This window comes from Aureimonas endophytica (assembly GCF_014642635.1).
GTDB lineage: Bacteria > Pseudomonadota > Alphaproteobacteria > Rhizobiales > Rhizobiaceae > Plantimonas > Plantimonas endophytica.
Map to the genome: position 1 here is coordinate 305,706 of NZ_BMIQ01000003.1, position 25,210 is coordinate 330,915.

23 protein-coding genes are annotated in these 25,210 nt (G+C 68.5%); 10 read left to right on the forward strand and 13 right to left on the reverse strand.

Translation table 11 applies throughout. The features are described from left to right. Positions 1–58 precede the first annotated feature (58 nt). From IEY14_RS11590 to IEY14_RS11600, 3 genes are all read right to left on the reverse strand, one after another. Positions 59–853: an SDR family NAD(P)-dependent oxidoreductase gene (locus tag IEY14_RS11590; RefSeq protein WP_188908572.1), complete on the reverse strand. Its 795-nt coding sequence runs from the start codon at positions 851–853 to the stop codon at positions 59–61. A gap of 793 nt (positions 854–1,646) precedes the next feature. Continuing rightward, positions 1,647–2,309 (reverse strand): SLAC1 family transporter, encoded by a 663-nt coding sequence (locus IEY14_RS11595; protein ID WP_308422023.1) that lies wholly within the window; start codon positions 2,307–2,309, stop codon positions 1,647–1,649. Between the two features lie 208 nt (positions 2,310–2,517). After that, positions 2,518–2,931, reverse strand: a complete 414-nt coding sequence (locus IEY14_RS11600; protein WP_244639447.1) for a DUF983 domain-containing protein — start codon at positions 2,929–2,931, stop codon at positions 2,518–2,520. A gap of 147 nt (positions 2,932–3,078) precedes the next feature. Here IEY14_RS11600 and IEY14_RS11605 point away from each other — a divergent pair, with 147 nt between their 5' ends. After that, a complete protein-coding gene (locus IEY14_RS11605; RefSeq protein ID WP_244639448.1) occupies positions 3,079–4,431 on the forward strand; it encodes an aminotransferase-like domain-containing protein in 1,353 nt (450 codons plus the stop codon). A gap of 54 nt (positions 4,432–4,485) precedes the next feature. Here the strand turns inward: IEY14_RS11605 and IEY14_RS11610 are convergent, their stop codons facing one another. Both IEY14_RS11610 and IEY14_RS11615 read right to left on the reverse strand, forming a co-directional pair. Further along, positions 4,486–5,391: a sigma-70 family RNA polymerase sigma factor gene (locus IEY14_RS11610; protein ID WP_188908578.1), complete on the reverse strand. Its 906-nt coding sequence runs from the start codon at positions 5,389–5,391 to the stop codon at positions 4,486–4,488. Positions 5,392–5,498: 107 nt separating this feature from the next. Further along, the gene (locus tag IEY14_RS11615; protein WP_188908580.1) at positions 5,499–6,248 is read right to left on the reverse strand and encodes an SDR family oxidoreductase; all 750 of its coding nucleotides are present in this window, start codon (positions 6,246–6,248) and stop codon (positions 5,499–5,501) included. 285 nt (positions 6,249–6,533) lie between these two features. Between IEY14_RS11615 and IEY14_RS11620 the strand changes: the two genes are divergently transcribed. After that, positions 6,534–8,024 carry an MDR family MFS transporter gene (locus IEY14_RS11620; RefSeq protein ID WP_188908581.1) on the forward strand — a complete coding sequence of 497 codons (1,491 nt, stop codon included), beginning with the start codon at positions 6,534–6,536 and terminating at the stop codon, positions 8,022–8,024. A gap of 46 nt (positions 8,025–8,070) precedes the next feature. Here the strand turns inward: IEY14_RS11620 and IEY14_RS11625 are convergent, their stop codons facing one another. Together IEY14_RS11625 and IEY14_RS11630 are read right to left on the reverse strand one after the other, a co-directional pair. Further along, the gene (locus IEY14_RS11625; RefSeq protein ID WP_244639449.1) at positions 8,071–9,081 is read right to left on the reverse strand and encodes a substrate-binding domain-containing protein; all 1,011 of its coding nucleotides are present in this window, start codon (positions 9,079–9,081) and stop codon (positions 8,071–8,073) included. 88 nt (positions 9,082–9,169) lie between these two features. Next, positions 9,170–10,519, reverse strand: a complete 1,350-nt coding sequence (locus tag IEY14_RS11630) for an ROK family protein (protein ID WP_188908585.1) — start codon at positions 10,517–10,519, stop codon at positions 9,170–9,172. 153 nt (positions 10,520–10,672) lie between these two features. On the opposite strand from IEY14_RS11630, the gene IEY14_RS11635 reads away from it, so the two are divergent. From IEY14_RS11635 to IEY14_RS11665, 7 genes are all read left to right on the forward strand, one after another. After that, positions 10,673–11,506, forward strand: coding sequence for a sugar phosphate isomerase/epimerase family protein (locus IEY14_RS11635; protein WP_188908587.1), 834 nt, complete (start codon positions 10,673–10,675; stop codon positions 11,504–11,506). Positions 11,507–11,554: 48 nt separating this feature from the next. After that, positions 11,555–12,676: a substrate-binding domain-containing protein gene (locus IEY14_RS11640; protein WP_188908589.1), complete on the forward strand. Its 1,122-nt coding sequence runs from the start codon at positions 11,555–11,557 to the stop codon at positions 12,674–12,676. A gap of 77 nt (positions 12,677–12,753) precedes the next feature. Then, complete coding sequence (locus IEY14_RS26145) at positions 12,754–14,325, forward strand: sugar ABC transporter ATP-binding protein (protein WP_188908591.1); 1,572 nt, start codon at positions 12,754–12,756, stop codon at positions 14,323–14,325. Beyond that, positions 14,322–15,290 (forward strand): ABC transporter permease, encoded by a 969-nt coding sequence (locus IEY14_RS11650; protein WP_188908593.1) that lies wholly within the window; start codon positions 14,322–14,324, stop codon positions 15,288–15,290. The genes IEY14_RS26145 and IEY14_RS11650 overlap by 4 nt, the downstream gene beginning before the upstream one ends. Before the next feature lie 79 nt (positions 15,291–15,369). Further along, the gene (locus IEY14_RS11655) at positions 15,370–16,029 is read left to right on the forward strand and encodes a gluconate 2-dehydrogenase subunit 3 family protein (protein ID WP_188908595.1); all 660 of its coding nucleotides are present in this window, start codon (positions 15,370–15,372) and stop codon (positions 16,027–16,029) included. Further along, positions 16,019–17,662: a GMC family oxidoreductase gene (locus IEY14_RS11660; protein ID WP_188908597.1), complete on the forward strand. Its 1,644-nt coding sequence runs from the start codon at positions 16,019–16,021 to the stop codon at positions 17,660–17,662. The genes IEY14_RS11655 and IEY14_RS11660 overlap by 11 nt, the downstream gene beginning before the upstream one ends. A gap of 152 nt (positions 17,663–17,814) precedes the next feature. Next, a complete protein-coding gene (locus IEY14_RS11665) occupies positions 17,815–18,561 on the forward strand; it encodes an alpha/beta fold hydrolase (protein ID WP_210318367.1) in 747 nt (248 codons plus the stop codon). Here the strand turns inward: IEY14_RS11665 and IEY14_RS11670 are convergent. The 6 genes from IEY14_RS11670 to IEY14_RS11695 all read right to left on the reverse strand — a co-directional run bounded on the left by IEY14_RS11670 (position 18,558) and on the right by IEY14_RS11695 (position 23,541). Continuing rightward, positions 18,558–19,271 (reverse strand): GntR family transcriptional regulator, encoded by a 714-nt coding sequence (locus tag IEY14_RS11670; protein WP_244639450.1) that lies wholly within the window; start codon positions 19,269–19,271, stop codon positions 18,558–18,560. The genes IEY14_RS11665 and IEY14_RS11670 overlap by 4 nt on opposite strands. A 101-nt stretch (positions 19,272–19,372) precedes the next feature. Then, positions 19,373–20,149 (reverse strand): class II aldolase/adducin family protein, encoded by a 777-nt coding sequence (locus tag IEY14_RS11675; RefSeq protein WP_188908604.1) that lies wholly within the window; start codon positions 20,147–20,149, stop codon positions 19,373–19,375. Positions 20,150–20,154: 5 nt separating this feature from the next. Next, entirely contained in the window at positions 20,155–20,925 is a 771-nt protein-coding gene (locus tag IEY14_RS11680; RefSeq protein WP_244639451.1) for an ABC transporter permease, read from the reverse strand. Then, positions 20,910–21,659, reverse strand: a complete 750-nt coding sequence (locus tag IEY14_RS11685; protein ID WP_188908606.1) for an ABC transporter permease — start codon at positions 21,657–21,659, stop codon at positions 20,910–20,912. The genes IEY14_RS11680 and IEY14_RS11685 overlap by 16 nt, the downstream gene beginning before the upstream one ends. Next, positions 21,656–22,519: an ABC transporter ATP-binding protein gene (locus IEY14_RS11690; protein ID WP_188908609.1), complete on the reverse strand. Its 864-nt coding sequence runs from the start codon at positions 22,517–22,519 to the stop codon at positions 21,656–21,658. The genes IEY14_RS11685 and IEY14_RS11690 overlap by 4 nt, the downstream gene beginning before the upstream one ends. An 8-nt stretch (positions 22,520–22,527) precedes the next feature. Further along, positions 22,528–23,541 (reverse strand): ABC transporter substrate-binding protein, encoded by a 1,014-nt coding sequence (locus tag IEY14_RS11695; protein WP_188908610.1) that lies wholly within the window; start codon positions 23,539–23,541, stop codon positions 22,528–22,530. Positions 23,542–23,803: 262 nt separating this feature from the next. Here IEY14_RS11695 and IEY14_RS11700 point away from each other — a divergent pair, with 262 nt between their 5' ends. Then, a complete protein-coding gene (locus IEY14_RS11700) occupies positions 23,804–25,204 on the forward strand; it encodes an amidase (protein ID WP_188908612.1) in 1,401 nt (466 codons plus the stop codon). Positions 25,205–25,210: the final 6 nt, after the last annotated feature.

The following is a 25,210-nucleotide window of genomic DNA, read 5'->3' on the forward strand; positions in this document are numbered from 1 at the left end:
CCTGGGCGTAGACGGCGAAGCCGTTCCGCCAAACTCGATGTCGCTTACGAAGTCAGGCTTAAGCGATCGTATCGACAACGCCGCCGTCGATGCGCAGGGCAGCGCCCGTCGTGGCAGATGCTTGCGGCGAGGCGACGTAAACGCAGAGATTGGCGACCTCCTCGACGCTCGCCGCACGCTGAATGATCGAGGCTGATCGATGCGCCTTCACAAAGTCGGCGGCGACATCCTCGATCGACTTGCCGGTCTTCTCGACCTCGCCCGCCAGCATCTCGGCAACGCCTTCGGAAAGGGTCGGACCGGGCAGGATCGAGTTCACGGTTACGCCGGTTCCGGCCATGCGCTTCGCGAGGCCGCGCGACAGGGCGATGTCGGCCGTCTTGGTGACGCCGTAATGGATCATCTCGACGGGAATGTTGAGGCCGGACTCCGAGGAGAGGAAAAGGACGCGTCCCCATCCCTTGTCCCGCATGCCGGGGAGATAGGCGCGGGACAGACGCATGCCCGACATGACGTTCACCGCGAAGAAGCGCTCCCACTCCTCATCCGGCGTCTCGAAGAAGTCGCGCGGGCCGAAGATGCCGGCATTGTTGACGAGGATGTCGACGAGAGGAAGCGCGGCGGTAATCGCGTCGCATCCGCCCGCCGTGCCGACATCGCCCGCGATGCCACGCACATCCGCTCCGATCGCTTCGCCTTTCAGCTTCGCGACGGCGGCCTCCGTGCGCGCGGCGTCGCGGCCGTTGACGACGGTGGTGGCGCCCGCTTTCGCGAGCCCGCGCGCGATGGCGAAGCCGATGCCGGCGGTGGAGCCGGTGACGAGAGCGGTCTTGCCGGTGAGGTCGATCTTCATCGCATGTCTCCGAAAGGGCGCCGGGATCGGGAGCCACGGCTCGCCGGCTCGCCGCGGTCCATTTAGAGGCGAACATCGCCAAGGTAAGGCAATCGAACCCGATCCCGCGCCAGCTGTCCGACAAAGAAGCCGCGAGCTTTACCGCGCGCTTCCCGGTGTATCGGACATGATTACGAACCGACGAGGCGGACAGCCGAGCTCGCTGTGCAACGTGGTCGGCGGCTCAGAACGGCGCCTCCGGACGGCGCAGGATGAAAAAGTCGGTCTCGCATCGGTGATCTGCATGCGCCAGAGGCGGCGCGTTCGGCGATCGTATCTTGCGTGGCGGCGAGCGACTCGACGTTCAGCCAAGGCTTGCCGCGCGCAAGAACCAAGGGTCTGCTCGTGCCGTCAGCGTTCGGCGCCAGCGGGCTCCCGCGAGATTGCGTTTGGAGATGATTGAAGGATAGACCGGAAGTCGCTGGATGAGCCCGGACCAGGCTGGCGCGACGCCGAGCGCCAGCCGTCGTCCGTGCGCCGTCGTAATCGGACGGCTTGCTCGGCCGGTCGTCGTCGGGTTCGGAACCGTGACACTCGGCGAGGGCAGTGACAGCAGCTTTCCCATGATGGCCAGTCGGAGGGTGCCGATCGCAATGGCGGCGACCACCAGATTGGCGGCGGCGAAGAGCCAGGATGCGAGCAGCGCGACGGCGCCATGGTCGCGATGCTCGATCAGACGGATCGCGGCGGCGGCGAGGGCGGTCGCGCCGAAGGTGAAGGCCCAGTAGGATGGCGCAAAGCCGGCCTCGGCGATTTAGGGCAGCATTCGTGCCAAGAGCAGCGCTTGGAGCCGGGCATAGCCGAACAGGGCATGCGCGAGGATGCCCGGCGCTCCGCCAGTCACCGAAAGATAGGCGACGGCGCCGACGGCGGGCGGCGCCAGTTGGATGCCGAGCACGGGGCGCAGCGGCGGCGGCAGAACCGGTCCGGTATAGAGCCGGTGCAGCAGCACGGACTCGATGGCGAGCCAGGAGAAGAGGGCGGCACCGAAGGCGAGCTCGCTCCAGTCCGGCGCGCCGAACAGCGCGGCCGTCGTGCCGGTGACGAAGCCGCCGGCGATGGTCGGCAGGTAGAGAACGGGCGTCGTGGACCCGGCCTCGCGCCCGCCGCGCCAAGGAAACCCGGTCCGCCAGAGGGCGAAGGTGAGGGTGAAGCTCGCGCCGAGGCCGAAGAGGAGGAAAGCCAGAGGACGCCGATAGGGGAGGAGTCCTTGCGCGACGAGAAGCGTCGCGACGCCGGCAAGGCCGATGAAGCAGCATTGGACAGCATGCTCCGCCTCGGCTCTGGCCTCGTTCGCGGCAACGACCCATTTGGCCGCATAGAGGACCGTGACGGCGAACCAGACGACAAAGCCGAGCAAGGTCAGCGCCTCGCCGACGGCCGCCGGCAGGCCCAGACGACATGAGAGGCGCGCCACGCATTGGCCAATCCGGCGATGCCGAGGATGATGCCGAAGAAGGACGCGGGCAGGGAAGGCAGGCGACGGAAAAGCGGAGAGCGCGCTGTCATGTGCGTCTCGTGAAGAATCTCTGACCGACGGTCCGGGTGATGCGGCGCCGATGGGGACCGGAAGCAGGCGCATCGGCGAGTCACGCCGCGAAGGTGAAACAGGTCGCCGTATCCGACTAGCGAGTGCCGTCCGCCGAGCCGTTTCGTTCGCCCGGCGCTGCGAGGCGACCTTCCTCCGCCTTATGATAATATTGGCTGGCGACGAGCCATCCCTTCAGCGGACGCAGCGGAAGGATGCAGGTGAGCACGATCAGCGGAACGGAAATGAAGGCGTGGAACCAGAACGACGGCTCGTAGGCGACCTCCGCATAGACGGCGAAAAGGACGGACGGGATGCACGCGAAGCAGATGACGAAGAAGGCCGGCCCGTCGGCCGGATCGGCAAAGGAATAGTCGAGCCCGCAGTGATCGCATCGGGGCGCCAGGGTCAGGAAGCCGCTGAAGAGCCGCCCTTCGCCGCAGCGAGGACAGCGCCCGCGCAAACCCACCCGTGCCGGCTCGAGCGGCGGCCAATCTCTGCGGTCGTCCACGATGTCTCTCCATGGCTCGATCGGCCGTCGCTTTGGCGGACAGCCCATCCTGTATCGTCATCTCCTAGCATATGAGCTATGTGTATGCATGCAATATCGCAAATTGTATGGGTTAGGTGACTGATGGTCGAGATGGCTAAGCCATGGATGCCGATGCTCAGCGGCACTGGACCGATCTATCAGCAGATCGTCGAGGCGATGGTGGAAGCGCGCGCGGCGGGTGTGCTGAGACCCGGCGATCGCCTTCCGCCTCAGCGCGTGCTGGCCGAACGACTGGGGGTCGACCTCACCACCGTGACGAGGGCGCTGTCGGAGGCTCGCCGCCGGCATCTCGTGGATGCGGCGGCCGGGCGCGGCACCTTCGTGTCCGCCCGGGGCATGGAGGAACCCATCCTCGACCTCGGCATGAATATTCCGCCGTCGCCGGCCGGTCTCGCCTTGCCAGCATTGATCCGGTCCGGGATCGACGCGCTCCTCAAGCGCTCCAGCGCCGAGGCGCTCCTCTCGTACCATCCCGGGCCCGGCTCGCCCGCCGAACGGGCGGCGGCCGCCCTCTGGCTGGAACCGGCGGCCGGAGGCCGGATCGCCTCGGATCGCATCGCCGTCGGTGCCGGCGCCCAATCGCTGCTCGGCGCGGCACTGGCCACCCTGGTGCGGGAGGGCGAGGCCGTTCTCGCCGACGACCTCACCTATCCCGGCATCATCGGCTTGGCGCGGACGCTGCGGCTGCGTCTCGCGAGTGTCGAGGCGGATGCAGAGGGTCTGTTGCCCGACCGGCTGGAGGCATCGGCCGTCCGGCACGGCGCACGGCTTCTCTATCTCAACCCGACGCTCCACAACCCGACGACGCTGGTGATGCCCGAGGCGCGACGGCGCGACCTCGTCGCCGTCGCCCGGCGCATCGGCCTCACGATCCTGGAGGACGATCCGTATCGGGCGCTTCTGGGGGAGGGGGCTCCGGCTTCCTTTCTCGCCCTCGCGCCCGAACTCACCTTCCACGTCGCGACCCTGTCCAAGAGCCTGTCGCCGTTTCTTCGCACGGCGTTCCTCGCGGCGCCGAATGGCGAGGCGCTGACCGAGATCGCCGGAAATCTCCGAAGCCTGACCCTGATGGCCCCGCCCTTGATGACGAGCCTCGCCGCCGACTGGATCCGGAGCGGTACCGCCGCCGAAATCGTGGCGGGCGTGCGGGTGGAAGTGGCCGCGCGGCATGCGCTCGCCCGCCGCCTCCTGCCGGACCACGTGAAGATGCATCCCGCCGGCCTCCATGCATGGCTGGAACTGAAGGGCGGACGCCGGACCGCCGACGTTGTCGAGGCGGCGCGAAGCCGGGGCCTTGCCGTCAGCCCGGCGATCGACTTCGCGATCGGAGGGCAGGCCCCCGACGCGATCCGCATCGCCCTCGGGGCCGTCGAGAACCGTGACAAGCTGACGGATGCGCTGACGCGGCTGGCAGCCATGATCCGCGAGCCGGAAGCGCGGCGGGCGGCGCTCGTGTGAGGAAGAGGCCCCCCGCCGTCGCAGGCGGGCCGCCGGTCATCCCTGCCGCCGCGATCAATGGGCCCGCGAGCTCGCCTCCGGCCCTGTCGCGACCGCCCTCGCGACGTGCCGCAGCTTGTCGGGATTGCGGGTGATGTAGATCGCGGTGATCCGGCCGTCCTCGACCGCGAGCGCGGTCGTCTGGAGGATCTCGCCCCGCTCGCGGCTGACATAGCCGGGCAATCCGTCGATCCAGACAGGCTCGACCATCACGGCCCAGCCGTCTCCCCACTTTCGGCGCACGCCCTCGAACATGCGCAGCAGGCGGTCCAGGCCGGCGATCGGGTTGATGAAGGCGAAGACCTTGCCGCCGCCGTCGGAGCGCAGCACGGCATTCTCCGCGAGAAGCGTGCGCAGGGTCGCGGTGTCGCCGCTGGTGGAGGCGGCGAAGAAAGCCCGCGCGATCCGCTCGCCCTCCTCGCGCGCCACCGGAAAGCGCGGGCGCGCGGCCTGGACATTCCGGCGCGCGCGAGCCGCGAGCTGGCGCACGGCCGCAGATTCCCGGCCCAGCGTATCAGCCACCTCGCCGAGCGGCACGCCGAAGACGTCATGAAGAAGGAAGGCCGCCCGCTCGAGCGGCGACAGGCGCTCGAGCGCCATCATCAGCGTGAGCGTCAAACCGTCTTCGTCCACACCCTCCTCCTCCGTCTCCATCAGCGGCTCGGGCAGCCAGGCGCCGACATAGGTCTCGCGACGGGCGCGGGCCGACTTCATCTCGTCGAGGCAGAGGCGCGTCACGATGCGCGCGAGAAACGGATAGGGAGCGGAAACGCCGTCCCGCTCCGTCGCGGCCCAGCGCAGCCACGCGTTCTGGACGACGTCCTCCGCCTCGCTGCGCGAGCCCAGCATGCGATAGGCGATGCGCAGGAGGCGGGGCCGATGCGTCTCGAACGTGGCCGTGGCGGTTTTAGCGGGAGGCATGGACCCATCCATCGGACCGAAATCCGTCGCGCGACTGTCTGACACCATCGAGGATCCTCGCCGCGATGGACAGGCCTGCCGTCCCGACCGATCGCCTTGAGCAGCACTCAGGCATCGGCGATCCAGGTGTCGAACCTCGTCGATCCGAGGCGGGCGGCGGCGGATAGATCCGGAACGAGCGAGCCCTTCTCCAGCTTCGCGCCGAAATAGCGCGCCTGCCGGTCGGCGAAGACCTGCCGCTCGTCGCCGGCTTTCGCGGCGCGCCGGGCAATGAAATCGCGGAAGGGCCCGCGCTCCGGCCCGGCGATTTCGACCGTCGCGTTGCGCGGCGGAGCGACCGCGACCTCGGCGAGGGCTGCGGCGACATCGGCGGCTGCGATCGGCTGAAGATCGGCATCGGGCACCACCAGCCGATCGCCGGCAGCGGCGGCTTCGGCGATAGCGCCGAGGAATTCGAAGAACTGCATCGCCCGCACGATCGTGTAGGGAAGGCCAGAGGACTGGATCAAGCTTTCCTGCGCGAGCTTGGCCCGGAAATAGCCGTTCTCCTCCAGGCGGTCGGTGCCGACGACGGACAGCGCGACGTGGTGCTGCACCCCGGCCTTGCGTTCGGCGGCAAGGAGGTTGCGGCCGGAGCGTTCGAAGAAGTCGAGCACGGCGGCCGCCTCGAAGGAGGGCGAGTTCGACACGTCGACAACGACGTCGCTCCCGGCGAGAATATCGGGAAGGCCTTCGCCCGTCAGGGTGTTCACCCCGGTGCTGGGCGAGGCGGCGACGGCCTCGTGTCCCGCGCGGGCGAGTGCGGCCGTCAATTGCCGACCGATCAGTCCGCTTCCCCCTATGATCACGATCCTCATGGCATCCATCTCCTCGTCCGGGAACGGGCGGGGCGGCCCCATGCCGCTGGTGCGCGCCCGTTCGAAGACAGGACGAGGGGGCGAGCCCGGATGTGACATGGGAGATGAAAGAATTCGTCGTGACGCGGACCTTCGCCCGGGCGGCGGCGCCACGTCATCCGACCGAGACCGGCCCCGCTCGGCATGGACCGATCCGTCCGCGCATATTCCGTCAGACGGGCATCCCATGGCCGGCTAGTGGTTCCGGGACTTGCTCTCGTCGCGTCGGAAGCCTAGCCCGTCGGCATGCTCGACAGTTCCCAAGTCCGACGGCCGCTCGTTCTCGGCACCGTCATGGCGTCCATGGCGATGATCGCGATCGAGGCGACCATCGTCTCCACCGCGATGCCGCAGATCGCCAGCCAGCTCGGCGACCTCCATCTCTATTCCTGGGTCTTCTCCTCCTTCCTCCTGACCCAGACCGCGCTGACGGTGGTGTTCGGCAAGCTCGCCGACCTCTATGGCCGCAAGCCGGTCCTGATGTTCGGCTGCGGCATCTTCGTCGTCGCCTCGATCCTGTGCGGACTGGCCTGGTCGATGCCGTCGCTGATCGTCTTCCGGCTCCTGCAAGGGATCGGCGCCGGCGCGATCCAGCCGGTCGGCATGACCGTCGTCGGCGATCTTTATTCGGTCGAGGAGCGCGGCAAGATCCAAGGCTATCTCGCCAGCGTCTGGGGCATCTCCTCCGTCGTCGGTCCCTTCGCCGGCGGTCTCATCGTGCAGCATCTGAGCTGGGCCTGGGTGTTCTGGATCAACGTCCCGATCGGGCTCCTCGCCATGGCGGGCTTCCAGCTCTTCCTCCGAGAGACGATCGCGCCGGCGCAGCGGAGCGTCGATTATGGCGGAGCGATGCTCTTCACGCTGGCGATCGCCGCGCTGATGATCGCGCTGACGGAAGCGGGCACCGCCGGCGGGGCAGGCGTCGCGCTGGCCGGCGCGCTCGTCTTCCTTCTCGCCGCCGGCGCCTTCGTCGTTCAGGAGCGGCGGGCCCGCGACCCGATGGTGAGCTTCGCCTTGTGGTCGCAGCCCGCCATCGCCGCCGTGAATGCGGCGACGCTCTTCAGCGGCATGTCGGTAATCGGCCTCACGACGTTCCTGCCGATGTATGTGCAGGGCGTCCTCGGTCAGACTGCGCTGATCGCCGGCTTCACGCTGACGGTGATGGTGCTCGGCTGGCCGATCGGCGCCACCATCGCGGCGAAGGTGTTTCCGCGCTTCGGCCTCCGCCGGACGCTGATCTTCGGCGCGAGTTTACTGCCGGTCGGCGCCATACCCTTCGTCCTTCTCCATCCCGGCATCTCGCCAGCCGTCGCGGCGCTCGGATCGGTCGTCATGGGCCTCGGAATGGGCTTCCTGTCGGTGAGCGCCCTGGTGATCGTTCAAAGCGCGGTGGAGTGGCGCGAACGCGGCGCGGTCACGGCCTCGAACATCTTCGCGCGCAATCTCGGCAGCACGCTCGGGGCGGCGGCGTTCGGAGCCGTCGTGAATTTCGGCTTGTCGCGGGCCAGCGCCGGCGGCGCGCCGGTCGACTTCGACCGGGTACGGCAATTGCTCGACCGGGCGGATACGGCCGTCGTCGATCAGATGACGAGAGACGTCCTCGCATCCTCCCTCCATCTGACCTTCTGGGCGATGTTCGCGATCGCCGTTCTCACCCTGGTGCTCGCCTTCTTCGTTCCGGCGATCCGCCAGGGGGCATCGAGCAAGCCGGCCGAAGCGATGGCCGAGGCGCTGTAGCCGCCTCGAAAGTCGGCCGGGCCACCGACCGCCCCTCAGCTCCGCCTCAGATCAGCTTGGCCGCATCCGAGCCCCCGCCAACGGTGGAATAAGCGGACGAGACGTTCTCCGCCGTCACCGCCAGTCCTGGAACGACGATCCATGACGGCACGTCGAGACCCGCGAGGGCAAGGACGGCGGCGGCAGCGGCGGCCAAGCCTTGGGCGAAGGGCTGCTGCGCCGCAACGCCGCGCAGGATCCGGTTCTCGCCGAGGGCCGCAGCAGCGGCGGCCCCCAGATCGACCGTCGTCAGCGCCGGCGGCTTCTCGCAGGCGGCGAGAACGGGAAGGGCCGCGACGGCGGGCTCGTCCCAAACGATGAAGATGCCGTCGAGATCCGGTTCGCGGGCGAGATAGGCCGCAACCGCCTCGCCCGCGCGGCCCGGCGCCTCGAACTTCAGATGATCGAGCCGGATGTCGGGCCGTTCGCGGCGCATCCATTTGTCGAAGGCGATCTCGCGCTGGGCCGTGGCGAAGAAGTCGACCGTATAGGCCGCGACGCAGACACGCCCGCCGGTCCGCACATGCGGCGACAGCAGCTCGGCCGCGATCTGGCCGAGGCGGAAATTGTCGCAGGAGACCGCGCTCGCATAATCGCGCTCCGGCAGAAGGCCGGGCGGAACATTGTCGAGAAGGACAAGGCGGATGCCGGCCGCCGCGAGGCGTCTGAAGGCCTCGGCGACGGCGCTGCCGCCGACCGGAATGGCGATCACCGCATCCGGCCGCGCCGCGATCAGCCGATCGATCGCCTGTGTCTGGGCGAGCGGACTGAAGTTGCAGTCGACGATCTCCGAGATCCTGGCGCCCGCCTCCGCGAGCCCGGCCTCGATGCCGGCAATCTGCCGTCGCGACCAGTCGGACGAGCAGGTGTGGAGCAGAACGGCGACCTCGAAGCCGCGCGCCCGCGCCGCCCGCCGGGTCTCCGCCGGCATCATTACCAGATCGGACCCGACGGCGCGTTCGCCATGCGGGCCGAGGCCGGCCGTGCAAGCGGCCGGTCTTCCTTCCGCCATCGTCATCGCCGTGCAGCCTCCCGCATCGCCGTCCGCCGCCCCCGCCAGCGAAGGCCGAGACTAGAGGAGCGACCGGCCGCTGGAAACAGCCCGCTCATGCCGCGCTCGCGGCGGTCTGGAGGAAGGCGAGGGTGGCGGGATGGGCCAGGGGCGTTCCGGCGGTGATCCAGCCTTCCAGGAAGGCGGGCCTGAACAACTCCTCCACCGCCACGGCCGCCGCGCCGACAAGGCCGGCGGAGCGGCCCATTCGCGAGCGCAGGATGCCGAGATCGCGACTGGCCAGCGGCTGGGCATGGCGATAGACGCCCTCGCGGATCGCGGCGAGGCAGATGTCGCCGGTCTGGGCAAGCTCGCCGCCGACGACGAGCGTCGCGGGATTGAGCAGATTGACGAAGCCGGCGAGCGCTGTGCCGATCAGCTGCCCGGCCTGCGCCAGGATGTCCGCCGAGAACAGGTCGCCGAGGCGCGAGGCGGTGCCGATATCGGCGACGGTCACGGTGCCGGTCCGCTCCAGGACGGCGGCGAGGGCGGGGCTGCGCCCGTCTTCGGCCGCGCGCCGGCCTTCGCGCGCGATGGCGGCGCAGCCGACGATCGTCTGGAGACAGCCGACATTGCCGCAGCCGCACACGAGCATATGACCCTCGCCGGCATGGATATGGCCGATCTGACCCGCGATGCCCTGGGCGCCGCGGAGCAGCCTGCCGCCGGAAACGATGCCGGCCGAGAGGCTGGTGCCGAGGTCGACGAAGAGCATCTCCGCGCCGCGCTCGGGCGCCAGAACGGTGATCTCGCCCATGGTCGCCGTCTGCACGGCGCTGCGCACGAAGGCCGGGGCGCGGAAGCGGGCGGCGAGGCGCTCGACCACCCGTGCCGCGTTCCATTCGGGAAGGGCGGGAAAGCGCGGCACCGACAGCGGCGCCTCCGGCTCGACATCGACCGCGCCCGGCACGCCGAGCGCCAGTCCCCAGAGCGGCATCACGCCATCGCCCAGCGCCCAGCCGAACAGCGCTTCCAAACGTTCGAACAGAATATCGCCGGCAAGGTCCGGCTCCACGTCTTCGTAATGTTCGAGCAGCAGCTGGCCGTTGAGATCGGCAAGGCCGACGCCGATGGTGCTGCCGTCCATATTGGCGACCAGCAAGCGCCCGGCCTCGGCGCGAAAGCGCAGGAGGCGCGGGGCGCGCCCGCCGATCGAACGCCCGACGCCGCCCTCCTCGACGAGGCCGAAAGCCGCCAACGTCGCGAGCCGGTCGGCGACGACCGCGCGCCCGAGATGGGCCTCGCGCTCCAGATCGAGCCGTGTCGCCGGACCTTTCGTCCGCAACGCACCGAGGATCGCGACGAGACTCTGGCGCTCGGCCTCAAGGGCGCGGATGCGCTCGGCCCCGAGCGCGACGGGCTCGGCGCCGGTGAATGGCTCGGATCCTGCGCGGCGGCTCGACAAACGGGTCTCCTTCGCCCGGGACCATGCCTCAGTCCATCAAGGCGGGCAACGACTTTTGCTGATCGGATGGCATATCGCGTTGACTTCTGCATTTTAGCAGCATAACTCTTAGCTCATCAGACGAAAGCGTCGGCCAGCGTCGGGGAGGACGAGTTGACCGCTTGGAAGATGGCGTATCACGCCAATTGCTGGGGTGCGCTCGGCGGTGATGCCGTCGGCGTCACCTCGATCGGACGTCTCGCCTATCGCACCTTCGGCGACATGGACCGCGCGGCGCGCGAGATCGCGGCGGCCGGCTACGAGGGCATCGAGTTCTTCGACGGCAATGTGCTGGATGCCGAAGCGGAAGACTTCGCCTCGCTGCGCCGCCTGCTCGACGAGACCGGCCTTGCCCTCGTCGCCGTCTATAGCGGCGGCAATTTCATCTTCGCCGACATCCTGGAGGAGGAGCTGGCGCGGATCGAGAGGGCGGCCGACGCGGCCAGGGCGCTCGGCGCCGAACATCTCGTCGTCGGCGGCGGCGCGACGCGCCTTTCGGGCGTCAGGGCGGGCGATCACGACGCGCTCGCGGCGGCGCTCGAGAAGGTAGTCGGCCTCGCCGAGCGGCGCGGGCTGAAGGCGCAGTACCATCCGCATCTCTCGACCATCGTCGAGCGGCCGGAAGAGATCGCCCGCGTCTTCGCCAAGACGTCGATCGGCTTCTGCCCGGACACGGCCCATCTCGCCGCGGCCGGCGGCGATCCGGCGGCTTTGGTCGCCGAACATGCCGGACGCATTTCCTATGTCCATCTGAAGGGTTGGCAGCGCGAGCCCTTCGCCTTCGTGCCGGTGGGCCAGGGCGATTGCGACAACGGCGCGGTGATCCGCGCCCTGCGGACGATCGGCTACGAGGGCTGGGTCTGCAACGAGCTGGATGCCTGGCCCGATCCCGCGGCGGGAGCGCGGGAAAGCCTCGCCTTCGTGAAGGCCGAGGTCGGCAAGGGCTGAACGGGTGGCGCCATCGGCGCCGGATATGACTCTGGGAGGAGAACAAGCATGCGCACCACCAAGCTTCTGCGCCCGGCGGCGCTCGCCGCCGTCCTGGCGCTTTCGGTCTCGCCGGCCGCGCTGGCGGCCGATCCGGCACAGGCGCTGGCCGAGATCGGCAAGTCCGTCATGAGCCTCGGCCCGAACGGCGAAAAGCCCGAAGCGGCCTCCGTCGTGGAGCTCAGCGCCGACGAGCTCGCCAAGATCAAGGCGATGAACGCCAAGGCCGCCATCGTCATGCACTATGCCGGCAACGACTGGAGCCAGGCGCAGATCGAGGGCCTGAAAGCCGAGTTCGAAAAGATGGGCATTTCCGTCGTCGCCGTGACCGATGCCGGCTTCAAGCCCGACAAACAGGTCGCCGACATCGAGACGGTGCTCGCCCAGAAGCCGAACGTCATCGTCTCGATCCCGACCGATCCGACCGCGACCGCCGCCGCCTACAAGGCCGCCGCGGCCGCCGGCGCGAAGCTCGTCTTCATGGACAACGTGCCCGCCGGCTTCAAGGCCGGGGCCGATTACGTCGCCTCGGTTTCGGCCGACAATTACGGCAATGGCGTCGCGACCGCTCATCTCCTCGCCCAGGCGCTCGGCGGCAAGGGCGATGTCGGGCTCGTCTTCCACGCCGCCGACTTCTTCGTGACCAAGCAGCGCTACGACGCGGTGAAGAAGACGCTGGCCGAGAACTACCCGGACATCAGGATCGTCGCCGAACAGGGCATCGGCGGTCCCGACTTCGCGGGCGACGCGGAAAAGGTGGCCGGCGCGATGCTGGTCTCCAACCCCACGATCAAGGGCATCTGGGCGGTCTGGGACGTGCCGGCCGAGGGCGTGATCAATGCCGCGCTCAACAACGGCCGCGACGATCTCGTGGTCGTCAATTGCGATCTCGGCGAGAATGTCGCCATCAACATGGCGAGCGGCGGTCCGGTGAAGGGACTGTCCGCCCAGCGGCCCTATGACCAGGGCGTGACGGAAGCGAAGCTCGCCGGCTACGGCCTTCTGGACAAGAAGGCTCCCGCCTATGTCGCGCTGCCGGCCCTGCCGGTGACCAAGGCCAATCTCGCCGAGGCCTGGGAGCAGGTCTATCACAAGCCCGTCACGGACAAGATCAAGCAGAGCATGGAATAGGGCCCGGCCCTGCCGCCCTCCCTGGAAGAGGAGGGCGGCATCCTCCGCCCTTTCTCGTCCCGCGCGCCGAGGCTCCCATGAACACCGCAACGCCCGACGCCGTCCGCATGCGCGGCGTCTCCAAGCATTTCGGCGGCGTGCGCGCCCTGGAAGGCGTCGATCTCGACATCCGTCCCGGCGAGGTCCACGCGCTGCTCGGCGAGAACGGCGCGGGCAAGTCGACCATCCTCAAGATCCTGCGCGGCGTGCAGTCGCCGAGCGCCGGCTCGGTCGAGATCGGCGGCGTGGCCATGACCACCTTCACCGCCGAGACCGCGCGGCGGCTCGGCGTCGCCATGGCCTTCCAGGAAATGAGCCTCGTGCCGACGCTCACCGTCGCGCAGAACGTCTTCCTCAACCGCGAGATCAGGTCCGGCGGCTTCATCGACGACCGCGCCGCCGCCGAGGAAGCGCGGCGGCTCTTCGCCCGCATGGGTGTCGCGGTCGATCCCCTTGCCAAGGCGGCCGACATTCCGGCCGGCCATCGCCAGCTGACCGAGATCGTCAAGGCGACCTCGCAGCCCTGCAAGGTTCTCGTCCTCGACGAGCCGACGACGGCGCTGTCCGGCAATGAAGTCGAGCGGCTCTTCGACTATGTCCGGCAATTGAAGTCGGAAGGCGTCGCCGTCGTCTATGTCTCGCATCGCATGGACGAGATCTTCCGCATCGCGACCCATGCGACGGTCCTGCGCGACGGACGCCATGTCGTCACCGGCCGGATGGCGGATTTCACGCTCGACAGTCTGATCGCCCATATCATCGGCCGCCGTTCGCGCGGCTTCTCCGATGTCGTGCGTGAGCCGGCGGTGATCGGCGAGGCGCTTCTGGAAGCGCGCGGCCTTGTCGGCGCCGAGAAGCCGTCGGGCGTCGACCTGACGCTTCGGCGCGGCGAGGTGGTCGGCATTGCCGGCCTCCTCGGCAGCGGGCGCTCGTCGCTCGCCCGGATCCTTGCCGGCATCGCGCCGCTTCAGGCCGGCGAGATCCGGGTGAAGGGCAGGGCGGTCGCGATCGCAAAACCCGCCGATGCGATCGCCGCCGGCATCGCCCTCGTGCCGGAGGACCGCGCGCGCCAGGGCTTCGTCGCCTTCCACAGCGTTGAGAGCAACATCGCCCTGCCCAATCTCGGCGCCCTCTCGCGGGGCGGCTTCGTCGACCGCGCGAAGGCGGCGGGGCTGGCCGACGCCTCGATCGGGCGCCTGCGGATCAAGACCGACGGGCGGCGCGCGCCGGTGCGCTCGCTGTCCGGCGGCAATGCGCAGAAGGTCGTCATCGCCAAGTGGCTGGCGACGGAGCCGGACATTCTCATCCTGGACGAGCCGACCGCCGGCATCGACATCGGCTCGAAATCGGAGATCGTCACGCTGATCCGCCAGCTCGCCAAGGCCGGCAAGGCCATTCTCGTCCTCTCCTCCGAACTTCAGGAGCTGCTCGCCGCCTGCGACCGCATCCTCGTGATGTCGGACGGACGGATCGTGCGGGACGTCGAGCGCGCGGCGCTCGATCCCGGCGACGGGCGCGCCGAGGCGGAGGCGCTCGGCCATGCCGAGCAGACGCTCAACACCCTCATGCAGCAAGCCCGTACCGAAACGCCGACAACGAGGGCCCGATGAGCGACCCGACGACATCCTCGCCGCGCAGCACGCCGGCCTTCCTCGCCAATTGGCGCGACTCCATCATCTATATCGGCTTCGTCGCCATCTTCCTGATCTTCGCCGCGACGCTCGGCGACCGTGGCTTCCTCGATCCGAACAATCTTCTCAACATCATCCGCCAGACGGCGATCATTGCGATCGTCGCCGTTTCGATGACCTTCGTGCTCGGCGCGGCGGAGATCGATCTCTCGGTCGGCGCGGTGGCGGGCCTCGCCTCCGTCGCCACGGCCATGGGCATCGACCAGTTCGGCATTCCGGGCGGCATTCTCTACGGCCTCGGCACGGGCTTCGCCTGCGGCGTGGTGAACGGCTGGCTGACGACCATGGTCGGCATCCCGTCCTTCCTGACGACCCTCGCCATGATGGGCATCGCGCGCGGCGTCGCGATGTGGATCTCGGGCACGGCCGCGATCCCGATCCTCTCCAAGCCCTATGCCGCCGTCTTCGGCGCCGGCAATCTGGGGCCGGTGCCGAGCCTCCTTCTCTGGGTCGTGGCCGTGGGCATTCTCGGCCATGTCGTCCTGCGCCGCACAACCTTCGGACGGCGGGTGCTGGCGACGGGCGGCAACGAGACCTCGGCGCGCTATTCCGGCATCGACACCGCCTCGGTCAAGTTCAAGGTCCTGCTCTTCTCCGCGCTCGCGGCCTCGCTCGCCGGCATGCTCTATGCCGGGCGCCTGCGCTCCGGCCGCTTCCAGTTCGGCGAGGGCGACGAGCTTTCGGTGATCGCGGCGGCCGTTCTCGGCGGCACCAGCCTCTTCGGCGGCGCCGGCACCGTGGTCGGCTCGATCATGGGCGCCCTGATGATCGGCCTCATCAACAACGGCCTCGTGCTGATGGGCCTCGAATTCTCCCAGCAGCTCATCGCGCGCGGCGCGATCATCATTCTCGCCGTCGCCATCAGCCAGGCGCGGCGGCGCTAGCGACCGCGACAAAAGGGGCGGCTTCCCGCCTTTCGAGAAAGACGATGCGCGAACAGGGACTTCTCCAGGGACGGAACCGATGACCAACACCTTCTTCGACGCGCATGGCCGCGCGACGATCGAGGCCGCGATGGCCCGCATCATCCCCTCCGACGACGGCACGCCCGGCGCGCGCGAGGCCGGCTGCATCGACTTCGTCGAGCGCTACCTTTCCGGCCTCGACCACATCTTCGCCAAGCCCGACGGCTCCGGCTTCGAGGTGCTGGAAGGCCGCGTGGCGGAAGCCTGGATGCGGCGGATCGAAATCATGCGCGGCAAATATGCCGACGGCATCCGCGATCTCGACGCCCGGTCCCGCAAGCACTTCGCCGCGCCCTTCAAGGACCTGTCCTCCGCCGAGCAGGACGAGATCCTGCGGGCCGTCGAGTCCGGCGCCTCGGGCGAGCCGACGACCCTGACGGTCTCCGATGGCCTCGCCGGGCCGCTGGGCGAACCCGCCCTGCAGCAGACCTCGACCGAGATCGAGCTCGATTTCTTTCCGCTCCTCGTCGCCCATACACGCCAAGGCTTCTACGCGGACCCGATCTACGGCGGAAACCGGGGTCAGGTCGGCTGGCAGGTCATCGGCTTTCCCGGACCCGCCTCGCTGAAGGACGTACACGAGGGGCGCTACACGACGCTGCAATGGTTCGCCGAAGGCGAGGCCGAGAAGGTCAGGGAGTTCCACGATGGTCTCTAACGGCAAGCCGGCGCGCTGCGACGCCGTGATCATCGGCGCCGGCGCCTCGGGCGCCGCCGCCGCGAAGGTGCTGTGCGAGGCGGGAGTGAAGGTCGTCGCGCTCGAAAAGGGGCCGTGGCGGAAGAAGGAAAGCTTCGGCGGCGACGAGCTCGCCAATATCAACCGCTACAATCTCTGGCCCGACCCGCTCCTCAATCCCCGCACCTGGCGCGAAACGGCGGAGGACGATGCGCGTGTCGACCTCTTCTGCCCCGTGCCGCAGATGGTGGGCGGCGGCACGGTGCACTGGCAGGGCTGGCTGCCGCGCTTCACGCCGAACGATTTCCGCATGCGCACGGTCGCCGGCGATCTCAAGGGCGCCTCGCTCGCCGACTGGCCCATCACCTATGACGAGCTGGAACCCTATTACCAGAAGGTCGAATGGGCCTTCGGCGTTTCGGGCGAGGCCGGCGCCAACCGTTTCGAAGGGCCGCGCTCCGGCAGCTATCCCTGCCCGCCGATGCCGATGTCGCGCTACGCGCAGAAATTCCACGAGGGCTGCGCGGCGCTCGGCTGGAATTCCTTCCCGACGCCGCAGGCGGCCCTGTCGCGGCCCTTCAACGGACGCAGGGCCACCGTCGTCAGCGCCTTCGCGCAGCAGCATGGCGATCCGACGGGCACCCGCTCCTCCGCCCTCAACGTCTTCGTGCCGGACGCGGTGGCGACGGGCAATTACGAGCTGCGCGCCGATTCCTATGTGCGCGAACTTGTGCTCGACGGGGCGGGGAAGATCCGTGCTGCCGTCTACGAGGACGCGGCGGGAGAACTCTTCGAGCAGGAGGCCGATCTCTTCATCCTCGCCTGCGGCGCGGTGGAGACGGCGCGGCTGATGCTGCTCTCGAAATCCGGGCGCTTCCCGAACGGGCTCGCCAACGGCTCCGACCTCGTCGGGCGCAACGTCACTTTCCACGAATATTCGGCCGCCGTCGGCACCTATGCCGATCCCGTCTATGCCTGGGCCGGAGGCGGCTATGTCAGCGCCTCGACCTTCGAGCATTACGAACATGACGAAAGCCGTGGCTTCGTCTCCGGCGGACATATCGCGGTCGCCGGCGTCGGCATCCCGCTGCCGATCAACTGGCGCCTGCCCGGCGCGCCCTCCTGGGGCGCGGAGGCCAAGCGCGTCGACCGCGAGCAGTTCAGCCACAGCCTCGCCATCGCGATGGTGCTGCACGACATGCCCCAGCACGACAACCGCATCGATCTCGACGATAAGGTGACGGATGCCTGGGGCCTGCCCGTCGCGCGCGTCACGCTGAAGCCGCACGAGAACGACCTCGCGCAGGGGCGCTATCTGATCGATCGCGGCGGCGACATCCTGGAGGCGAGCGGCGCGAGCTCGATCACCAAGGTCTATGCCGACCGCATTACCGGCAACTGCTCGCACCAGCACGGCACCGCGCGCATGGGCGACGATCCGGACAGCTCCGTCCTCGACCGCTGGTGCCGCGCCCACGAGGTCGAGAATCTCTACGCCGTGGACGGCTCGCCCTTCCCGACTGGCACCGGCGCCAATCCGACGCTGACCATCATGGCCAATGCCTGGCGTGTCGCCGACCGCATCATCGCCGAAAGGGGACGCGCGAGGCCGTAGGCTCTCGTCTCCATCGCCTGTCCAGGATCGATGATCGTCGGCGGCATCGGATCGGCTCGCCCTGGGCCATGCTCGACATCCGCCTTTTCCTGTGGCCTCGTCGCCAAGGATATGCGGCGCCCGCCGATGAAACGCGCCATGATGGGCGACGGATGTCGAGGGAATCGCCGGACGTGCCGACGCTCGTTTTGGTTCATGGCTGGTGCGGGGAGCCGCTCGGATGGCGCTTCCAGATGGCGGCCCTGGCGAAGTGGCGGCCGGTGGCGGTCGCGCTCGTGCCGGAGGCAGGGGCTTGCGAGCCGCGCGACGCGGCGCCGTCCATCGCGTCCTGCGCCCGGCATGTGGCGGACCATGTCCGAAGACATATCGCGGGGCCGGTCGTGCTGGCCGGGCATTCCCTCGGCGGTCCCGTCGCCCTGGAGGCGGCGCTTCGCCTCGAAGGGCGGTGCTCGGCTCTGATCGGCGTCGACAGCTTCACCGACCGGCGCTTCTATGGCGGTCACGGCGAAGCGGAAATCGCGCGCCGCCTCGCCGCTTTCGAGGGGGATTTCGAAGGCGAGATCCGGCGGATGCTCGCGAGGATCGTCGCTCCCGGCGTTTCTCCGGAACTGGCGAGCGAGATCGCGGACTCCATGCTGCGCGCCGACCGGCGCCAGGCGCTCGCTCTTCTCCGCTCGCTCCTGGCCTACGACATCCGGCCGCGCTGGCCGAGGCTCGCGGTGCCGGCCTATGCGATCAATTCGGCTTGGCTGGCCTCGCCGCAGGACGATCTCGTCCTGCCGAACCTCGAACTGCACGCCATCGAGACGGCCGGCCATTTCCCGATGATGGAAGCGCCCGAGCGCTTCAATGCCATGTTGGCGGGGCTCCTGACGCGGATCGCCCTGCGTAGCGCCTAATCGCCCACCGCCTGCGGCAGGCCGGCGATGAAGTCGGCCATGTCGTCGCCCAGAAGGTTGACATGGTCGAGCGCCGCCTTGAAAGCCGCTTCCGCGTCCGCCCGCTCAATGGCGTCCAGAATACGGTCATGTTCGCCGATCGTCGCCGCCATGCGGCCGGGCTGATGGGTGACGGAGCGGCGATAGGCGGCGACGCGCCGCCGTAGATTACGGGTCTGCGAGGCGATGAACTGCGCATGGGCCGCGTCGTAGAGCAGCTCGTGAAATTCGAGATTCACGGCGTAGAAGCGATCGGGATCGTTGTTCGACAGGGACTGAATCAACCGCTCGTGGATCTCGCGCAGCGCGCGGCGCTCCGCGATCGTCGCCCGGCGGGCGGCGAGCTTGGCGCAGAGGCCTTCCAGCGCCGCCATCATCTGGAACATTTCGAGAAGGACGGGGATTGAGATCGTCGCCACCGTGACGCCCTGCCGGGGGCGCACTTCCAGAAGCCCGGTCGCGACAAGGGCCTTCACCGCCTCGCGGACGGGCGTGCGCGAGACCTTGAAGCGCGCGGCGAGTTCCGCCTCGTCCAGGCGCTCGCCGGGCTGGAGCGCACCCGAGACGATCATCTCTTCCAGCGCGACGCGCAACTCCTCCGATAAGGTGCCGCCCGAAAGAGGGCGAGGGCGCACGTCCTCGGCGGCCAGCGCCGGGGCGTGCCCTGTCATGATGCTCATCCGTCCGTCCGTCTCAAAAAGGCGGCGCCTTCATGGGTCTCCAGTTTAGAGACCCGGCAAGCGCCGGCAATCGTGATTTCAACCCGAAATTGTCAGCCGCGCCAAGCGGGATCGACCCGGTCGAGCAGGCGGATGAAGGCCGGCCATTCGCGCGAGCCGGGCGCGCGGATATCGCCGTGATGATCGTTGAACTGGCGCGCCGTCAGCTCGGTCACGGCCGCGTCCGGCAGGGTGACGCGCGCCCCGCCGGCGCCGGCGGCCTGGGCGAGCAGCTGCACTCGCGCCGCCTTCTCGAAATAGTACATGAGGATGAAAGCCTCCTGGATGGTTCGGCCCACCGTCAGCACGCCGTGATGGCGCAGGACCAGGGTGTTGTGCGGCCCGATATCGGCCACCAGACGTTCGCGCTCCCCCATGTCCATGGCGACGCCCTCGTAGCCGTGGAAGCCCATATGGCCCTGGTAGCGCATGGCGAACTGGCTGATCGGCAGGAGGCCTTCGGCGAGCGCCGAGACGGCGGTCGCGGCCTCCGAATGCGTGTGAAGCACGCAGAGCGCATCGTCCCGTCCGGCATGGATGGCGCTGTGAATGACGAAGCCGGCGCGGTTGACCGTGAAGTCCGAGGGCTCCACCAGAGCACCATCGAGGTCGATCTTCACGAAACAGTCGGGCGTGATCTCGGAAAAGAGGAGCCCGTAGGGATTGATCAGGAAGTGGTGGTCCGGGCCGGGCAGGCGCATCGAGATGTGGTTGTAGATCAGGTCGTCCAGCCCGTAATGCGCGACGAGCCGGTAGCAGGCTGCGAGTTGCAGGCGCAGCGCCGCCTCGTCGCTCGCGCCGATGAGAAGGGCGGGATCTTCGGTCGACATCCTGTTCATCTCCACCAGACGAGTTTGCGGTCGAGCGCGACGAGCAGGCCATAGAGGACGAGGCTCGTCAGGGAGGCGACGAGAACGCCGGCCCAGACCGTGAGGGAATCCATCATCGCGGTCGCCTGATAGATGACCTGGCCGATGCCGGCATAGGCGCCCATCATCTCCGCCACGATGACCGCGATCGTGCTGCGCGCCAGACCGACGCGCAGGCCCGTGACGGTGAGCGGCAGGGCGGCCGGCCAGCGCAGGCGCAGGAGGATGCCGACCCGCGAGGCGCCGAAGGAGCGCAGGAGGTTGATCGCGTCGGCCTCCGGCCGCTTCAGTCCCTGCAGCGTGTTGAGAAGCACCGCGACGGCGACCGCGAAGGCGGCAAGCGCGATCTTCGACGCCATGCCGAGGCCGAACCAGAGGAGGACGAGCGGCACGAAGGCGACCGACGGCACCGAGTTGAAGGCGATGACGAGAGGCACGAGCAGGGTCTCCAGCGGCGGGATCAGCACCATCAGGAGGGCAAGGGCGATGCCGATCAGGGCTCCGAGGAGAAAGCCCGCCACCGCCTCGAGCGCCGTCACGCCGACGGCGGCGGACAGGAGGTCGGCCTTGGCGACCATGGTCGAAAGAATGCCGCCGGGGCGCGGCAGGACATAGGCCGGAATCGCGAAGACGAGCGCCGCGATCTCCCAGACGAGCAGCAGGGCCGTGAGCGCCGCGAGGACGGGAAGCGCGCGGCCGAGCGCGCCGGCAAGGGCGGGGGTCAGTCGGCGCGCCACCAGACGAATCTCCGTTCGAGAAGGGACAAGGTGCCGTAGAGCAGGGCGCCCAGCAGGCCGCAGGCGACGATGAGCACCCAGACGCGGGTCGCCTGCTCGAAATAGAGCGCCTGAAGCAGCAGCACCCCGAGCCCCACCGTGTCGCCGAACCATTCGCCGACGATGGCGCCCGCGAGGCTCAGCGAGACGCCGAGCTTCAGCCCCGTCATGATGACGGGCGCGGCCGAGGGAAGGGCCAGGGTCAGGAACAGGCGCCATTTCCCGGCGCCGAAGGAGCGCAGCAGCGCAACGCGCTGCGGATCGACGCCGGACAGGCCGCGCAGCGTGTTCACCGCGACGGGGAAGAAGGCGAGATAGAGGGCGATCACGACCTTGGAGAGGATCGTGTTGCCGAACCAGATCACCACGATCGCGCCGAAGGCGATGACGGGGACGCTCTGAAGCGCCACGAAGAGCGGGAAGACCGAGCGCTCCAGCAGCCGGACCGTGGCGAAGGCCGTGCCGCAGGCGATGCCGAGGACGGCGCCCGCGAGAAAGCCGAGCAGGGTCTCATAGGCCGTGCGCAGGAAGCCGGCGGACAGGTCCGGCCAGAGGCGCGCGGCTTCGGCCGCGACGGCGCCGAGCGGCGGTAAGTAGCGCGGGCCGATGCCGAGCGCCGGCACGGCGGCGAGCCAGACGAGCGCCACGACGGCGAGCGTCGCGAAGGGGGAGGTGAGGGCGCCGCGCAGCGTCATGGCGCGGTCTCGCCGGCCGCGCCGAAGGTCTTGAGGCTCTCCTCCTCGACGCTCGCGAGAAGCCGGCGCTTAATCTCGATGAATTCGGGTGTCGTGACGACCGACGGATCGCGCGGGCGCGGCAGGTGGATCGGCTCGGCGAGCTTGATCGAGCCGGGTCGCGCCGACATCACCACCACCTTGTCGCCGAGGAAGATCGCCTCGTCGATATCATGGGTGATGAACAGCACCGTGCGCCGGTGGCGGGCCCAGATGTCGAGGAGCCAGCGCTGCATCATGGCGCGCGTCAGAGCGTCGAGCGCGCCGAAGGGCTCGTCGAGCAGGATCATGTCGCGCTCGAACAGGAAGGTGCGCATCAACGCCACGCGCTGGCGCATGCCGCCGGAGAGCTGGTGCGGATAGTGCGTTTCGAAGCCCTTCAGGCCGAATTCTGGAAAGAGCGCCATGGCCTTTTCGCGCGCCCGGCGGCGCGGCACCCCCTCGACTTCCAGCGCCAGCGTGGCGTTGTCGAGCACGGTGCGCCAGGGAAAGAGGAGATCCTTCTGCGGCATGAAGGCGATCTTGCCGAGAAGCTCGCCATCCCGCTGCGGCTTGCCCGACAGGAGAATGGAGCCGTCGGGATCGGGGGGCAGGAGCCCCGCGATCATATTGAAGAGGGTCGACTTGCCGCAGCCCGAGGGGCCGATCAAGGTGACGAACTCGCCCGGCTCGATCGAGAGATCGACCTTCGACACGGCGACCGTCTGCCGGGACGCCTCGCCGAAGCGCTTCCACACGTTGACGAGCTGGAGATGGGGCAGAGGCGGATGGGTGTCAAGGCGCGTCGCGGGCGCGCCTCCGTGAGGAAGCCGGGCGTGCATCATCGACCTCAGAGCGTCTTGTCGCCGGCGGGAACCTTCTCCCAGAAGCTCGGATCGAAGGTCGCCTTGAGGTCGACCGGACCCTTCAGCCCCTTGAATTCGACAAGGCTCTTCTGGACCTTCTCGATCGAGTCCATGTCGATGGCGCCGAGGCCCTTCTCCTTGGCGATTCCCGCCACCATCAGCTTCTCGATCTCGTCCAGCATCAGCTCCTGGTGCCGGCGCTCGAGGCCGGACCCGGCCGCGAGAACGATATCCACCGCCTCGGCCTTATGCTCGAAGGCGTATTTCCAGCCCTTGAGCGTGGCGTTCAGGAAGGCCTGAACGACTTCGGGCTTCTCCTTGATGACCTTCTCGGACGTGACGATCGCGTCCTGCTGGGTGGTGACGCCGGAATCGTCCGGGCGGAAGAGCTTGATGTTCTCGATGCCCTGCTCGCGCAGCGTGTTCAGCTCGTTGTAGAGCGTGACGGTCGCGACCTGAAACTGCTTGTCGATGAAGGGCTGCATGGAAAAGGGCTGCGAGACGATCTGCACGTCCGACTGCGCGATGCCCTCATGCGCGAGGACCGAGAAAAGCGTGTACTGGGTGCCGGTAAACCAGGTGGCGACCGACTTGCCCTTGAAGTCATTCACCGACTGGATGCCGCTGTCGTCGTAGGCGACATAGGCATAGGGGGTCATCTGCTGGGACATGGCGATGCAGACGAGGGGCAGGCCGCCCTCGCGCGCGTTCAGCATGCCCTCCGTGCCGCTGACGACGCCGAACGTGTCGCTGCCGGAGGCGACGAGCGTCGCCGCGTTGAGGTTCGGGCCGCCCGGATTGATCGTCACGTCGAGTCCGCCTTCCGCGTAGAAGCCCTTGGCCTTCGCGACGTAGAGACCGGCGAACTGCGCCTGAGCCACCCATTTCAGGCGCACGGAGACCGGTTCCGCGGCAAGGGCGGACGGAGCGGTCGCCAAGGCGGCGATGGCGAGGGAGAAGGCCGCGGCCATTCCCGTCTTCACATGCTTCATCATCATGGGAGCCTCTCGTTCGTATGCGAGAACGGCCTTGCAATATACGTGCCAAGCCAGCTGCGGATGCAGAAAGCCGAGAGTATGGAAGGTTTTTGTAGGAGGTGATCGTCTCATCTCTCCACCGATTTCGCCGAAACCACGTTTTAACCCGCCAATTCCGTCTGATTAATATGCACTCAAGCCTAACATTTGGGCATTGAATATGCAGGAATCCGTGTCATGTATAACGGAACGCATGACGGGGATTTTCGGAAGGCCGCGCAGCATGTCGGACAATCTCGCCTTCTCTTCCTTCACTGGCCTCGCCGACGCCCTGTCCTCCGGCGCCGTTTCGCCGGTGCGGCTCGTCGAGACGATGCTCGACCGCATCGGCCGCCATGACGGTCGGCTCCATGCCTATGCCCATGTGGCCGCTGAGGGCGCGCTCGCCGCCGCGAGGCGCGCGGAAGCCGAGATCCGATCGGGCGGGTGGCGCGGGCCGCTCCACGGCGTTCCGCTCGCGGTGAAGGACGTCTTCTATACCGAGGACATGCCGACCCGCTTCGGCAGTCCGGTCCACGCCGATTTCGAGGCCCCTCACGAATCCACGGCGACGGCGCGGCTGCGGGCCGCCGGCGCGATCCTGCTCGGCAAGCTGACGCTGACCGAGGGCGTCTATGCCGATCATCATCCGAGTGTCGTTCCGCCGGTCAATCCGTTCGGCGCGGCGCACTGGACGGGAACCTCCTCCAGCGGCTCGGGCGTCGCCGTCACCGCCGGTCTCGCCTATGGCACGCTCGGCACCGACACCGGCGGCTCGATCCGCCTCCCGTCCTCCTGCTGCGGTCTCGTCGGCATCAAGCCGACCTGGGGGCGAGTCAGCCGCCACGGCGTCTTTCCGCTGGCCGAATCCCTCGACCATGTCGGCCCGATGGCGAGGAGCGTCGCAGACGCCGCGGCGCTCCTTTCCGCCATTGCGGGCGCGGATCCGGCCGATCCGACCAGCGCGCCGGTGCCGGTGCCGGACTATGCGGCAGCGGCACGCGAGGCGCGCGTCGCGGGTCTGACCATCGGCATCGACTGGCGCTATCTGCGCTCGCGCGCCGACGACGCGGTTCTCGCCTCGATCGAGGCGGTGCTGGACACGCTCGCGCGGCTCGGCGCGACGATCGTCGAGGTGTCATTCCCCGATCCCGACGCGATCCTGCGCGGCTGGGCGGTGCAATGCGCGGTCGAGGCGGCGCTGGCCCATCGCGCGACCTATCCGAGCCGGCGCGCCGAATACGGTCCGCGTCTCTCGGCGCTTCTCGATCGGGGCGCCGCCTTCTCGGCGGCCGATCTCGCCGAGGCGCTGCAGGACAGGCGCGAGTTCAACGGCCGTGTCGCCACCGTCTTCGCCGGCATCGACCTCCTTCTCGTGCCAGGCCTGCCGGTCGCCGGCCCGTCGCTCGCCCATATGGCCTCGCTCGGCGAAGACCCGGAGGCGATCCTCGCCATCGGTCCGTTCACCGCCCCCTTCGACGTCTGCGGCTATCCGACGATCACGCTGCCCTGCGGCGCGAGCGGGGAGGGGATCCCGATCGGCTGCCAGCTCGTCGCCCGGCCATTTGCCGAGGATGTCCTGTGCGGGGCCGGCGCCGCCTATCAGCGCGTCACCGACTGGCACGAGCGCCGCCCCGCCCTTTGACGACAA